This is a genomic window from Flaviramulus multivorans (genome assembly GCF_021728415.1).
Taxonomy (GTDB): domain Bacteria; phylum Bacteroidota; class Bacteroidia; order Flavobacteriales; family Flavobacteriaceae; genus Sabulilitoribacter; species Sabulilitoribacter multivorans.
Genome location: NZ_JAKKDV010000003.1, coordinates 1 through 13,947 on the forward strand (window position 1 = coordinate 1; position 13,947 = coordinate 13,947).

Consider the following 13,947-nt stretch of genomic DNA (forward strand, 5'->3'; position numbering starts at 1 on the left):
TGCAGTCCCACCATTACATAACTCAGGGATAGTAGCAGAAGCACTATCATTAGTAAGTACAGGTGAACATCCATTGGCAATAGCAAAGGCACTGGTTTGCGCAGCCACCCAATTATTAAAGGCGGTATCAACTTCCGATTGATCTGCATAATCACAAGCATCCGAACTAGCGTTCACAGGTGCTGTGTATGTTATAGCCGTAGGTGCTGTTACAGAGAAATCAGCAGATACATTAATAGTTTCACATAAATCAGTGATCGTCCAAGTTACTGTTGCAGTACCACCATTACATAACTCAGGGATAGTAACAGAAGCACTATCATTGGTAAGTACAGGCGAACATCCATTAGCAATAGCAAAGGCACTGGTTTGCGCAGCCACCCAATTATTAAAGGCAGTATCAACTTCCGATTGGTCTGCATAATCACAAGCATCCGAACTAGCGTTCACAGGTGCTGTGTATGTTATAGCCGTAGGCGCTGTTACAGAGAAATCAGCAGATACATTAATAGTTTCACATAAATCAGTGATCGTCCAAGTTACTGTTGTAGTCCCACCATTACATAACTCAGGGATAGTAGCAGAAGCACTATCATTAGTAAGTACAGGCGAACATCCATTAGCAATAGCAAAGGCACTGGTTTGCGCAGCCACCCAATTATTAAAGGCGGTATCAACTTCCGATTGATCTGCATAATCACAAGCATCCGAACTATCGTTCACAGGTGCTGTGTATGTTATAGCCGTAGGCGCTGTTACAGAGAAATCAGCAGATACATTAATAGTTTCACATAAATCAGTGATCGTCCAAGTTACTGTTGCAGTCCCACCATTACATAACTCAGGGATAGTAGCAGAAGCACTATCATTGGTAAGTACAGGTGAACATCCATTGGCAATAGCAAAGGCACTGGTTTGCGCAGCCACCCAATTATTAAAAGCAGTATCCACTTCCGATTGGTCTGCATAATCACAAGCATCCGAACTAGCGTTCACAGGTGCTGTGTATGTTATAGCCGTAGGCGCTGTTACAGAGAAATCAGCAGATACATTAATAGTTTCACATAAATCAGTGATCGTCCAAGTTACTGTTGCAGTACCACCGTTACATAACTCAGGGATAGTAGCAGAAGCACTATCGTTAGTTAAAACAGGTGAACATCCATTAGCAATAGCAAAGGCACTGGTTTGCGCAGCCACCCAATTATTAAAGGCAGTATCGACTTCCGATTGGTCTGCATAATCACAAGCATCCGAACTAGCGTTCACAGGCGCTGTATAAGTTATAGCTTCAGTAGAAACTGTAATAGTCTGAACTAAGTCAGTAGTTAAACCACCACAATCTGTAAGTGTGTACGTTCTTGTAACAATGTAAGGGTCTGCATTACAACCCGATCCACCATTGTTGGTATCATTTACCGTAACTGTTACAGTACCACCACAATTGTCGGCTTCATCCGTAATATCATTAACATTAGCAGCAGGTACATCTGTGATACACTGTAAATTAGTGATGTCAGCAGGTGCTGTTCCAGTAGGTGCTGTAGTATCTTGTACAGTAATAGTCTGAACTAAGTCAGTAGTTAAACCACCACAATCTGTAAGTGTGTACGTTCTTGTAACAATGTAAGGGTCTGCATTACAACCCGATCCACCATTGTTGGTATCATTTACCGTAACTGTTACAGTACCACCACAATTGTCGGCTTCATCGGTAATATCATTAACATTAGCAGCAGGTACATCTGTGATACACTGTAAATTAGTGATGTCAACAGGTGCTGTTCCAGTAGGTGCTGTAGTATCTTGTACAGTAATAGTCTGAACTAAGTCAGTAGTTAAACCACCACAATCTGTAAGTGTGTACGTTCTTGTAACAATGTAAGGGTCTGCATTACAACCCGATCCACCATTGTTGGTATCATTTACCGTAACTGTTACAGTACCACCACAATTGTCGGCTTCATCGGTAATATCATTAACATTAGCAGCAGGTACATCTGTGATACACTGTAAATTAGTGATATCAGCAGGTGCTGTTCCAGTAGGTGCTGTAGTATCTTGTACAGTAATAGTCTGAACTAAGTCAGTAGTTAAACCACTACAATCTGTAAGTGTGTACGTTCTTGTAACAATATAAGGGTCTGCATTACAACCCGATCCACCATTGTTGGTATCATTTACCGTAACTGTTACAGTACCACCACAATTGTCGGCTTCATCGGTAATATCATTAATATTAGCAGCAGGTACATCTGTGATACACTGTAAATTAGTGATATCAGCAGGTGCTGTTCCAGTAGGTGCTATAGTGTCATCTATAGTGTAAGTATAAGTGTAAACAGAGCTGTTGCCGGCACAATCGGTGTAAGTGAAGGTGTATATTTTATAGCCTTCACAAACAGGGTCCGCATTTTCAGTGATTATAGGTGTTATATCATTTCCACAGGTATCAGTTACTACGGGTGCAGCTGGTTGTGTAGCCTGATTCAGACACTCCACGGTACTACTGTCATTGGCAGGTACTATAGGAGCTGTAGAATTGATTATTGTTATAGTTTGTGTAAAATCACTAATAGTAACACCACAAGCATCCGTAAAGTTCCACGTATTTGTATAGGTACCAGTACTCGGGCATCCTGCATCAGGCACAAATGCTCCAGATGTTTTGGTTAAAGTTAAATTACATTTATTAGCAACTGGCTCTAAAACTTGAGCATTATTTAACCCAGAAGTATCATTACATTCTAAGGTTCTATCTAAACTATTGGCTAAAGTTTGCCACGAAATTGTAGGTTGATTAACATCAACAATTACTGGATCTTGAACTCCAACACCACAAGCATCTAAACTTGCAGAACTAGAAGTAGATTGTGCAGCTGGGTTTTGATCACCGTTATACGTTGCTTCCAATTGTAATTCAAATTGAAGGTCGCAACTAGTTTCTAAAAAATAGCATTCATCTTTAATTTGTAAGTCAAATTCAACACTTAAAGCAGGAGAACCTGCATCAGCGATACCATCCTCAATAAAAAATTCTAAAAGATTAGTAGTTGAATTATAATTATAAGTAACTCCAGACGGAAGAGGAGGAGAAATAGGTTCAACTAAACTTACTTGAGGAGGAAGTGTTGTTGAGATTTCTAAATTTACAGCATCATCATTACCTTTGTTTTCTATGGTAAAACCAGCACCTATTGTATCTCCTGGGTTTTTTGTGCCAGAAGGAGAGTCCAATGTTAGGTGAATAGGACTTAAGCTTGGAGACCACACGTCTACTGATAGACCTAACAAATACAATCCGTAGGTTTCGGCATTTGATAAAAGTCTTATTGTTGCTGAAGTTTGATTATTACCCATTATAGTATTAAATGGGTTTGATAATTGGAAAACGGCGGCATCAAAACCAAGCGTATTTGTACTTGCAGGGTTTCTATCTAAAAAATTTGCATTATCGATTGTTATTCTACTATTGAAAAAGTTAGTAGTTGGTCTAATTGGAGCTACTGTTGCCGTTGATAGGTCCACAAAAGCACTTGCTGTATTTTGTATTTGAAGTCTATCACCACCTAATCCTTGATCGCCTTCAAGAGCACCAATAAGAATGTTTGCATTAACATTACCGGATGGGACCGTTTGGAAACCATTAAAATTAATATCGTAGCCACCAGTTCCATTAACAACATGACCATAGCCATCAAATATTGAAATATTTTTGAGCGGTAATAAAGGACTTTCATAAACAAAAACAATTTGCCATCCACCGGAAACACCAATAGTTGTACCATCATGCCCAACTAATGATCCTATTTTACCTTCCACATTAGCGACTTGGTAAGTACCATAAGGACTAATACTGTTATCCACTAGGTTTGTGATTGAAGCTGTAATATCTTTAACACATATATAAGGGTCGTTACTAAAGTGACCATCATAAGGAGGTCCAATATGATCTTCTCTTCCTCTATATATAACTTCATCTGCAGTGTAAGTTGTATAATCCGTTTCTGACGGTAACATTAGTTTTATATCATTATAATTCCAACTAGGTTGATTTTCTGAATTAGGATTATTACTATCGGGTTCTTTATCAGAAGCAGCCCAATATAAATATGCTTTTCTAATGGTTAAACAACCTGATGAAGGGGAAGGATTAGCAAAGTTTGCACTACTTGAATTAAAAGTGCTGCTACCTATACCGCTATTACCATCTATATCTACGTAAACCAGGTTTGATAAATTATGGTTGTTACTGCCACCTGTATAATTCCCTGTAGCTGTAGTAGAAATCATGTTATTGGCAATAATTGTAAAATCACCATTGACCGCCTCATTAAATCTAGGTGTGAAAGGTGTCTTTAACTGTGCATTCGCCAAAACACAAGTAAAAAGAAAAACCACCAAAATAGCATTGTGGAGATTTATATATTTAGTAAAGATTTTCATAAGCCTTTAATTAACTAATTAATATTTTTTAATAAAATCAATTTACTCTCCAGAAATAGTTGGGTCTGGATTATAAGATCTTATTACTACATATTTTTTAATATTCTGATTAGCACGAGAAATAGATGTAACTATTTTGTTACAATTCCAATTATTTACTTCGGCATTTATTTGTCTAGTAGTTTTTACATAAAATTCAATGACTTCATTTGATGACAAAGTAATCTCCTCAAATTTTGTGTTAGAGTTTTTTGTATAAAAATCTATAGATAAATCGTTACTATTTTTTTTATTTGAATTCCCATTACCCGCATTTTCAACCTTACCATTTTTATTTTCAATAATATTGTTGTAATTGTCATCACAACTAATTGCATAGCTTGACAGTTTGAAAGTCTGACTATTTGCTGAATTATTTTTAACCTTTAATAAATGATAATGTTCTAAATTACCATCTGGTTGATCACTATAATTTATTATATCTAATTCAAATGTATTATCAACTCTTTTGTCATGTTGAGCCAAAGAAAATTGAGCAAAAAAGCAAGTTATTATAAAAGTGTATAATATTGCAACAGGTTTAGTTTTCATGTTTACTAAATTTTTATTTATAACAATAACTATGTTTAGTATTTAAATTAAATACCAAACATTTTAATAATTAAAACAGTTAAAACGTTTTTTGAGGGAAAAAAAAAGAGGGAGTTACATTGTATAACAATGGAGTAATTGAGAGCAATATTTCGATTTAGGGTCATATTTTCAAATTTTTGTAGGTAGAGCAAAAGAAATCATACTGTTTCGGTTGTTCAAAAATATATGGCAAATCACCCATATATTCGATTAAAAGCTTTTGTGTATCCTTTTACCGATATAAAAAGTTTTTTAGCGAACACGGTATAACCACTCATTGTAACTAATTTTCCATTTTTAAATTAACTCTATTTTTTATTTCCCAGTTTTACATTAAATTTATAAAGCAAATTAATTGAATTTTATCGAGAAAAACAACTTTTAATCGATATTATTTGCATTTAATCGAGTAATATGAAAAATATAATAATAGTACGACACGCCAAATCTTCATGGGAATTTAATGTGTCTGATCATGAAAGACCGTTAAAAAGCAGAGGTGTAAATGACGCTAATTTAGTTTCAAAAGCTTTTAAAGAAAGTAACACTGCTATTGATCTTGTTATTTCAAGCGACGCTGTAAGAGCCAGAACTACAGCTGATATTTTTGTTAATACCTTGAAAATCAGTGATTATATGGTTAGTCTAAACCATGATTTATATGATTTTTCGGGAAATGATTTAATTAATGTTATTAAGTCTGTCAGGAATTCCGTAAACAATCTCATGCTGTTTGGACATAATCATGCCATTACATATTTTGTAAACAGCTTTGGAGATTTATATATAGATAATGTTCCTACATGTGGTCTCGTTGCATTGCAATTTGATATTGAAAATTGGAGTGACTTACGCAAAGGCAAAACAATAAAGACTATTTTCCCAAGAGATTTGAAATAGTTTATTCATTTTTATATCATAAACATTTAAATAAGCGGTATAACTTTTACATATTGCAAATTACTTGGCACCTTCTACTTAATAATTAATCTTAAAAAGAATATATTTGTACGTATATATAATTTACTTTTTAATGATAAAAACTGAAACGGCGAACAATACTTATGTTAACAGAGAAATTAGTTGGTTACAATTTAATGCTAGGGTCTTGCAAGAGGCGTCAGACGAGACAGTTCCTCTAATTGAACGACTTCGCTTTTTAGGTATATTTTCTAATAATTTAGATGAGTTTTTTAAAGTACGTTACGCCACCGTAAAACGTATTGTTGAAGCTGGAAAGGGAGGAAAAAGTGAATTAGGTGGAATAAGAGCAAAAGAACTACTTGAAATTATTACTCAAATAGTTATTAAACAGCAAAGTGAGAGTTTAGATATTCTTGAAACTATTCAAAAACGACTTGAAGAGGAAAATATTTATATAATTGATGAAACCGAGATTAATGGTTTACAACATGATTTTATAAAAAATTATTTTTTAAGAATAGTAAGTCCAGCGTTAGTAACCATTATTCTTAATGATTCTGTGGTGTTACCCAATTTAAAAGACAGTGCTGCATATTTAGCTGTACGCATGGTAATGCCAGAAGATAAAAAACAATTTGCTTTAATAGAAATTCCTAAATCTATTGATCGATTTATTGAATTACCAAATCAAGAAGATAAAAGCTTTATCATAATTATTGATGACTTGCTGCGTCATTGTTTAAGTGACATCTTTAATATTTTCGATTATAAATCTATTTCTGCTCATATGATTAAAATAACTCGAGATGGAGAGTTAGATTTTGAAAGTGATTTGAGTAAAAGTTTTATTGAGAAAATATCTGATAGTGTTAAGCACAGGCAGGTTGGAGAGCCAGTAAGGTTTGTTTATGATAAAAACTTACATAAGGAGACACTTGAGTTTTTAATGACTAAAATGGGCATTGATAATACCGATAGTATTATTCCTGGAGGGAGATATCACAACCGAAGAGATTATATGGGTTTTCCTAGTTTAGGAAGAACAGATTTGTTATATGAAAAAATAGAAGCTCTACCAATCAAAGGACTTAGTTTGCAGGATAGCATATTTGAAGCTATATCAAAAAAGGACTATTTACTTCATGCACCGTATCAAACGTTTTCATACATAGTAAAGTTTTTAAGAGAGGCAGCTCTTGATCCTAGCGTAAAAGCAATAAAAATTACAATCTACAGGCTTGCTGAAATTTCTCATATAGCAAGTTCCTTAATAAATGCGGCCATTAATGGAAAATCTGTAACAGTTTCAATTGAACTTCAGGCACGATTTGACGAGGAAGCCAATATTAATTATGCTCAACAAATGGAAGATGAAGGTATAAATTTAATTTTTGGAGTTGCAGGATTAAAAGTGCACAGTAAAATGTGTATTATTGAAAGGGAAGAAGGTAAAAAATTAAAGCGCTATGGATTTATAAGTACTGGTAATTTCAACGAATCTACCGCTAAAATATATACTGATTATACCTTGTTTACTTCCAATCAAAAAATACTGAAGGACGTCATGAAAATATTTAGTTTTTTCGAGACTAACTATAAAATATTCAGGTATAAACATCTTATCGTATCTCCTCATTATACACAAAAGGCCATTTTTAAATTAATCGATAACGAAATTGATAAGGTAAAAAATGGCGAAAAAGGTTTAATAAGATTAAAAATGAACAGTTTGTCTAGTTACTTAATGGTAGATAAGCTATATGAAGCGAGTAGAGCAGGAGTTAAAATTCAAATGATTGTTAGAGGAATTTGCTGTTTAATTCCTGGTGTAAAAGGAATGAGCGAAAATATTGAAGTTATTAGTGTGGTAGACAAGTTTTTAGAACATTCTAGAGTTTATATTTTTGGTAATGGAGAAGACTCAAAGCTTTATATATCATCTGCCGATTGGATGACCAGAAATATTGAGAATAGAGTAGAGGTTAGCTGTCCAATTTATGACGCCGATGTTAAAAAAGAAATTATAGATACGTTTAATATTAGTTGGAGTGATAATGTTAAAGCTAGATTATTAAATGATTCGCAAGAAAATGTATATAGGATAAACGATAAAGAGAAAGTGAGATCTCAATTCGCTATGTATGATTATTATTTAAAAAAACTAGAAAACTAGAATGCTTTCAATTAAAAAATACGCTGCCATCGATATTGGTTCAAATGCTGTAAGACTACTTATTTCAAATATTATAGAACAAAAAGGAAAACCAGTTCAGTTTAAAAAAAATTCGTTGGTTCGAGTTCCAATTCGTTTAGGAGCCGATGTATTTATAAAGAATAGAATTTCTAAAGAAAACACACAAAGAATAGTGGATACAATGCTTGCTTTTAAATTGCTTATGAAGTCTCATAAAGTAGTTAAGTATAAAGCTTGTGCTACATCAGCCATGAGAGAATCGAGTAATGGCAAACAAGTTGTTGATTTAGTGTTAGAAAAATGTAACATCAGTATTGATGTTATTGAAGGGGAAGAAGAAGCGGCTATAATTGCAGCAACGGATTTAAATAAGTTCATTGATAATAATAAAACCTATTTGTATGTGGATGTAGGTGGTGGCAGTACAGAGTTTACTATAATCGATCAGGGCAATCAAATAGCATCAAAATCCTTTAAAATTGGTACGGTAAGACTGCTTAATGACATGGTTTCAAAAGAATCCTGGTTAGAGTTAGAGCAATGGATAAGAAAAAGCACAGAATCATATGCTAAAATTGATGTTCTTGGTTCTGGTGGGAACATAAATAAGATATTTAAAATATCAGGAAAAGCTATGGGAAAACCACTGTCTTACTTCTATATGACCTCTTATTACAACATGCTTCAAACCTATTCATACGAAGAGCGTATTACAGAATTAGATTTAAATCAAGATAGAGCAGATGTTATAATTCCTGCCATGAGAATTTACCTTTCATCCATGAAGTGGAGTGGAGCAAAAAACATTTATGTCCCTAAAATTGGATTAGCAGACGGTATCATAAAAAGTATTTATTATGACACGGTTTCTAGCAATACACAGTAAAATTTTGCACTTTACCTTTAATAATTGCACAGTTTTAATATTATAATATATCTTCGTGCATATATAATTTATAGAAATTATAACCCAAACCTATGTTATTATGAAAAAAATATTACTACTTATAGTCCTACTTAGTTTTTCTATTGATGGTTTCTCACAGAATATAAAACCTAGCGATAGTATTCCAAATCCTGAGGCTAATGCTAAGAGTTCTGCCTCCCATGGAGTTAAATTTGGAGTTCGAGGCGGTTATACTATATCTAATTTAGATTTTGAAGGTGCTCCTACTATGGAAAATAAGCACAGAAACAGTTTTTATATTGGTTTTTTTGCGAATATTGGCTTATCCAGAACAATTTCTTTAGTACCAGAATTACAATTTTCTCCAGAGGGAGCGAACGCTGAACCTTTACATTTGGATTATATTCAGGCACCTGTTATGCTAATGTTTAGATTTAGCGAAAAGATTCATGCAGGTTTTGGTCCTCAGGTAGGACTGAAAGTACATAAGTTTGAAGATGGTATTCATAACTTTGCATATTCGGCAGTTGCTGGAGTAGAATATAAAATAAACCACGCGATTTTTGCCGATGTAAGATACATTTACGGACTAAGAAATATTTTTGATGACCAATTAGGAATAGAAGCAAAAAACACTAACATTCAGTTAGGAGTTGGTTATAAATTTTAACCGTGTATAGCCTGATTCTTTCCTAATTCACTCATAATTTTACTCTCATATTCTAGAAGTTGTTGCCACTTGGTATCAACTTCTTTTTTGTTTCCGTACTTACGTGCGAACCCTAAAAACATAGTATAATGATTTGCCTCACTTACCATTAGATTTCGGTAAAAACTAGCCAATTCTTTATCTTCTAGTTCCTCCGAAAGTAGTCTAAAGCGTTCACAACTCCTGGCTTCAATTAAAGCAGCATAGAGCAAACGATGCACTAATTGGGTAGTTCTGCTACCACCTTTTGGAAAAAATTTAACCAAATCAATAACATAATCATCACGTCTGTCTCTGCCTAATGTCCAACCACGTTCAATTATTTTATCGTGCACCATTTTAAAATGACTTATTTCTTCTTTAACTAAAGCGGTCATTTCTTGAACTAACTCGGTATACTCAGGAAAACTTACTATAAGTGAAATGGCGGTACTTGCTGCCTTTTGTTCGCAAAACGCATGATCGGTTAATATTTCTTCAATATTTTTTTCAACAATATTCACCCAACGCGGGTCTGTGGGAAGTTTAAGTCCTAGCATGATTATATATCTTACTTGTATTATACTGTCCAAAGTCGTCAATTACTATTTTATAAATTGGACAAGTATCATTTTGTGTTGGAAAACATTGCGAGGCTATTAAAACCAATTTATTAGTTTGAATAGACTCTAATTGATCTATATAAATTTCACTAGTGACGAAATCTTCTAAATTATCAATATCTGGAAAATGCCTAAGTAAAAATTCCTTATTAAGCACTTCTGAAAAAATTTCCTTTTCATTTTTGTAAACAATAATCTCTGAATCAATTTTTCTGAAGTAATGATTTGAATTTTTGGTGTTCGAAGTAAAGGTGTATAAAACCGATTCATTCATATTAGTAAAAGACTTAATCTTTACACTAAAACCATTACTCAAAATAGTATCAGTAACAACTTCTGAATATTCTTTAGGAATGTATTCTACAATCTCAATGGGTTCAATAGAATCTTTAAATTTTGAAATAGATTCATTTAAAGCATCACGTTTTGTTTTACCACCATTACAAGCTAATAGCACTAGTGTAACTCCTAATGTTAAAACTATTAACTTATTGAATTTTAATATTTTAAACATCTAGATCGAAAGTTTTTCTTAAAATAGCTATATTTGGATTTTTCTCTTTTAATTTCTCAAATTTTTCCTTTGTGGAGTAAACATATTGCTTTTCTAAAATCTCATTGACGGTAATTGACAAATTAATATCAAAGTTATTCAAAGTCTTTCTAATGTAAGCTAATAAATCATACTGCTGCCGTTCAACTTCTATTTTATTGGTTTCATTGGGGAACTCTAAATTAATAGTTGTATCTATAACTTTAGGCGTATCAATTGATAAAATTGAGGCTAAAATATGCTTCCCATCATTTTTCAATTCCTTTATATAATTATTCCAAACCGTTATAAGTTCTTTTTCAGTAAAAGGGTCTTTTGGTAAGTCTTCTTCATTTATAATAACATCCATTTGCTTGATGAGATGTTCTTTTTTAGCTTTTATGCTTCTTAAAGAAAGGCCAGAAGTTCGTTTACTATCTTGTTTTAATATAATTTTTGGTGGCTCCTTTACTTGTAAGGCTTCTATTGTGGCTGTGTTAGAATTAGATACTTCCAACTCATCTTCCTCCTTTAGATTCTCTGAAAATGTATTTTGTTCTTTAAGTTTAGGAACTTTAACAGGAATAGGCGTAATACCTTTGCTTTTAAAATATGAAGCTGGTATTATATAGTGTTTGCTATTTTTTTTTTCTCCATCAAAAGTGATAGAGGCAAGCTGCATTAAACATAACTCAACAAGTAAGCGTTGGTTTTTGCTTGTTTTATATTTTAAATCACAATCGTTAGCGAGATTAATTCCTTGCATTAAAAACTCTTGAGATGCTTTTTTAGATTGCTCTAAGTATTTTGTTTTGGTTTCATCACCAACTTCAAGTAATTCAATAGTTTCTTGGGTTTTGCTAACCAACAAATCTCTAAAATGAGATGCTAATCCTGCAATGAAGTGATGCCCATCAAAGCCTTTTGCAAGTGTGTTGTTAAATTGTAGCAGTAATTCAGGTATTTTATTTTCTAAAATTAAATCGGTACTCTCAAAATAGGTTTCATAATCAAGTACATTTAGGTTTTCAGTTACGGCTTGTCTTGTTAAATTTTTACCAGAAAAACTAACAACTCTATCAAAAATAGACAATGCGTCACGCATAGCGCCATCTGCTTTCTGAGCAATTATATGTAAGGCGTCATCCTCTGCTGATATATTTTGTTCATCAGCAATATATTTCAGATAGTTTTTAGCATCGGTAACCGTAATACGCTTAAAATCAAAAATTTGACAGCGTGATAAAATGGTTGGGATAATTTTATGCTTCTCTGTAGTTGCTAGTATAAAAATACAATGCTTAGGCGGTTCTTCTAAGGTTTTTAAAAAAGCGTTAAAAGCCGCTTGCGACAACATATGTACCTCGTCAATAATATAAACTTTGTATTTTCCAACCTGTGGCGGAATACGAACTTGATCCGTTAAGTTTCTAATATCATCCACCGAGTTATTGGAGGCAGCATCTAATTCAAAAATGTTAAAAGCAAAATCTTCATCAGTTGTTTCTGTTCCATCGCTGTTAATCATTTTTGCCAAAATACGAGCACAAGTAGTTTTACCTACACCTCGAGGACCTGTAAACAGTAATGCTTGTGCTAAATGATTGTTTTCAATGGCATTTAAAAGAGTATTCGTAATAGCCTGTTGTCCAACAACGTCTTTAAACGTTTGAGGACGATATTTTCTGGCCGATACTATAAAGTGTTCCATTGAAAATTCTTTAGTAAACAAAGTTAAAAATTCAATTGGAAAATCTTAAGTATGCACTCGAAATTTAACAAGAGTTATTAACAAGTTACATAGAACAAGTACTAATAATAAACACGTATAATCAATAAGTTTTATACGTCTGGATGTGTAGAAGCTTCGAAGTCTTCAATGTATTTAAGATCTTTAAACCAATATGAGGAAGATATTACTGTAAATTCCGTTGAATTACTCTCTAGTTCAACTTTTTGTAATTGCCAAATAATATCTTTAGCTTCTTCAAATTCGACTCCTTTTAGTTCTTCTTGATACAATCTATTAATAAGAGTGTTTGGAGGCATTCCTTTGGCTAGTAATCGAATAAGGGCCGCTTCGGATTTAGCTTTAAAAACGGATAAACTTTCAATACTATTCGTACTTACTTTAATTTTAAATTGAACAGCTTCAGGATGAGGGAATTTTCCATTGTAAGCTCTGTAGAGTATTTGAGTTGCGTTAAAAAAATCTTCATGAAATGATAAGTCCGCATATTCTTCCCACATTTTTTCGTCTTGCATTTCATGAGAAATATTCCCAATTTGGCCTTGATTTAACTTGTTTTTAAAAATATATTTTAAAACAATTTCAGCTGCCTCTTCAGGTTCATACTCCGAAAGCAGTATTAAACAAGTCTCCTTTAAATCGTTTAAAGAAATATCTGAAGTATCTCCATACTCCATCATTTCTAATAAACTTTATACTGAAGTTCATTCCAAGCATTTGGTAATTCAGTAATTGTTGAAAAATTAAGAAGTTCAACTTTGTAAAGTGGTGTCATAAAATATGGTTTTCTGAAGAGAAAATTAAAATACTAGGTTAGTTTCAAAAGGTTCTGACCATTTGCTTGCTCTTCCAATAGCAGGGGTAATTGTTGCCAAAACTTCTAGTTTTCTCTTATAATATGAGTGGCTTCCATTAAGATTTCCCAATTTTAAAGTCATTGGAGTTTCAAAGGTTTTAATAATATCATCGGAAGCATGAATCGTTACAGTTTTTTTTCCTAAAAAATCATCTTTAGCATCTTCTTTCACTCCAATTACATTACTATCATCCCAATTATTAATTATAATAGGGACATCGACACTTCCATGAATATCATATACAAATAAGTGTAAAAGATATTCCATACTCAGATTGAAATCCAATTGATGAAACTTAATCTTTGTAACCACTATAATATCACTTATTTCGTCTCCAACATTAATAGTTTCTGGTATAGATTTTAAAGAGACTGATTCGATTTTTGCCATTTT

Annotated in this window: 11 protein-coding genes; 4 read left to right on the forward strand and 7 right to left on the reverse strand. The window is 33.1% G+C overall.

All coding sequences use genetic code 11. The annotated features are described in order from the left end of the window. A partial coding sequence (locus L3X39_RS08290; RefSeq protein WP_237231317.1) for an HYR-like domain-containing protein occupies positions 1-4,446 on the reverse strand: 4,446 nt, incomplete at its 3' end. A 42-nt stretch (positions 4,447-4,488) separates the two neighbouring features. Beyond that, positions 4,489-5,037: a hypothetical protein gene (locus L3X39_RS08295; protein WP_237231318.1), complete on the reverse strand. Its 549-nt coding sequence runs from the start codon at positions 5,035-5,037 to the stop codon at positions 4,489-4,491. 456 nt (positions 5,038-5,493) lie between these two features. Between L3X39_RS08295 and L3X39_RS08300 the strand changes: the two genes are divergently transcribed. The 4 genes from L3X39_RS08300 to L3X39_RS08315 all read left to right on the forward strand — a co-directional run bounded on the left by L3X39_RS08300 (position 5,494) and on the right by L3X39_RS08315 (position 9,774). Continuing rightward, on the forward strand, positions 5,494-5,979 hold the full coding sequence (locus L3X39_RS08300) for a SixA phosphatase family protein (RefSeq protein ID WP_237231319.1): 486 nt from the start codon (positions 5,494-5,496) through the stop codon (positions 5,977-5,979). Positions 5,980-6,112: 133 nt separating this feature from the next. Beyond that, positions 6,113-8,176: a polyphosphate kinase 1 gene (gene ppk1, locus L3X39_RS08305; RefSeq protein WP_237231320.1), complete on the forward strand. Its 2,064-nt coding sequence runs from the start codon at positions 6,113-6,115 to the stop codon at positions 8,174-8,176. 1 nt (position 8,177) lies between these two features. Continuing rightward, positions 8,178-9,083 (forward strand): Ppx/GppA phosphatase family protein, encoded by a 906-nt coding sequence (locus L3X39_RS08310; RefSeq protein WP_237231321.1) that lies wholly within the window; start codon positions 8,178-8,180, stop codon positions 9,081-9,083. Between the two features lie 100 nt (positions 9,084-9,183). Beyond that, complete coding sequence (locus L3X39_RS08315) at positions 9,184-9,774, forward strand: porin family protein (RefSeq protein WP_237231322.1); 591 nt, start codon at positions 9,184-9,186, stop codon at positions 9,772-9,774. On the opposite strand, the gene L3X39_RS08320 is transcribed toward L3X39_RS08315, so the two are convergent. The 5 genes from L3X39_RS08320 to L3X39_RS08340 form a co-directional block, all read right to left on the reverse strand. Beyond that, entirely contained in the window at positions 9,771-10,352 is a 582-nt protein-coding gene (locus L3X39_RS08320) for a MiaE family protein (protein WP_237231323.1), read from the reverse strand. The genes L3X39_RS08315 and L3X39_RS08320 overlap by 4 nt on opposite strands. Then, on the reverse strand, positions 10,339-10,929 hold the full coding sequence (locus L3X39_RS08325) for a hypothetical protein (RefSeq protein WP_237231324.1): 591 nt from the start codon (positions 10,927-10,929) through the stop codon (positions 10,339-10,341). The genes L3X39_RS08320 and L3X39_RS08325 overlap by 14 nt, the downstream gene beginning before the upstream one ends. Then, positions 10,922-12,658, reverse strand: a complete 1,737-nt coding sequence (gene dnaX, locus L3X39_RS08330) for a DNA polymerase III subunit gamma/tau (RefSeq protein WP_237231325.1) — start codon at positions 12,656-12,658, stop codon at positions 10,922-10,924. Before dnaX ends, L3X39_RS08325 begins: the two co-directional genes overlap by 8 nt. Positions 12,659-12,789: 131 nt before the next feature. Then, positions 12,790-13,377: a hypothetical protein gene (locus L3X39_RS08335; protein ID WP_237231326.1), complete on the reverse strand. Its 588-nt coding sequence runs from the start codon at positions 13,375-13,377 to the stop codon at positions 12,790-12,792. Positions 13,378-13,497: 120 nt separating this feature from the next. Beyond that, on the reverse strand, positions 13,498-13,944 hold the full coding sequence (locus tag L3X39_RS08340) for a hypothetical protein (RefSeq protein WP_237231327.1): 447 nt from the start codon (positions 13,942-13,944) through the stop codon (positions 13,498-13,500). Positions 13,945-13,947: the final 3 nt, after the last annotated feature.

Excerpts from the sequence above, each read along its gene's own strand:
- L3X39_RS08295 (WP_237231318.1), bottom strand. The coding sequence starts at position 5,037 with ATGAAAACTAAACCTGTTGCAATATTATACACTTTTATAATAACTTGC.
- L3X39_RS08300 (WP_237231319.1), top strand. The coding sequence starts at position 5,494 with ATGAAAAATATAATAATAGTACGACACGCCAAATCTTCATGGGAATTT.
- ppk1 (WP_237231320.1), top strand. The coding sequence starts at position 6,113 with ATGATAAAAACTGAAACGGCGAACAATACTTATGTTAACAGAGAAATT.
- L3X39_RS08310 (WP_237231321.1), top strand. The coding sequence starts at position 8,178 with ATGCTTTCAATTAAAAAATACGCTGCCATCGATATTGGTTCAAATGCT.
- L3X39_RS08315 (WP_237231322.1), top strand. The coding sequence starts at position 9,184 with ATGAAAAAAATATTACTACTTATAGTCCTACTTAGTTTTTCTATTGAT.
- L3X39_RS08320 (WP_237231323.1), bottom strand. The coding sequence starts at position 10,352 with ATGCTAGGACTTAAACTTCCCACAGACCCGCGTTGGGTGAATATTGTT.
- L3X39_RS08325 (WP_237231324.1), bottom strand. The coding sequence starts at position 10,929 with ATGTTTAAAATATTAAAATTCAATAAGTTAATAGTTTTAACATTAGGA.
- dnaX (WP_237231325.1), bottom strand. The coding sequence starts at position 12,658 with ATGGAACACTTTATAGTATCGGCCAGAAAATATCGTCCTCAAACGTTT.
- L3X39_RS08335 (WP_237231326.1), bottom strand. The coding sequence starts at position 13,377 with ATGATGGAGTATGGAGATACTTCAGATATTTCTTTAAACGATTTAAAG.
- L3X39_RS08340 (WP_237231327.1), bottom strand. The coding sequence starts at position 13,944 with ATGGCAAAAATCGAATCAGTCTCTTTAAAATCTATACCAGAAACTATT.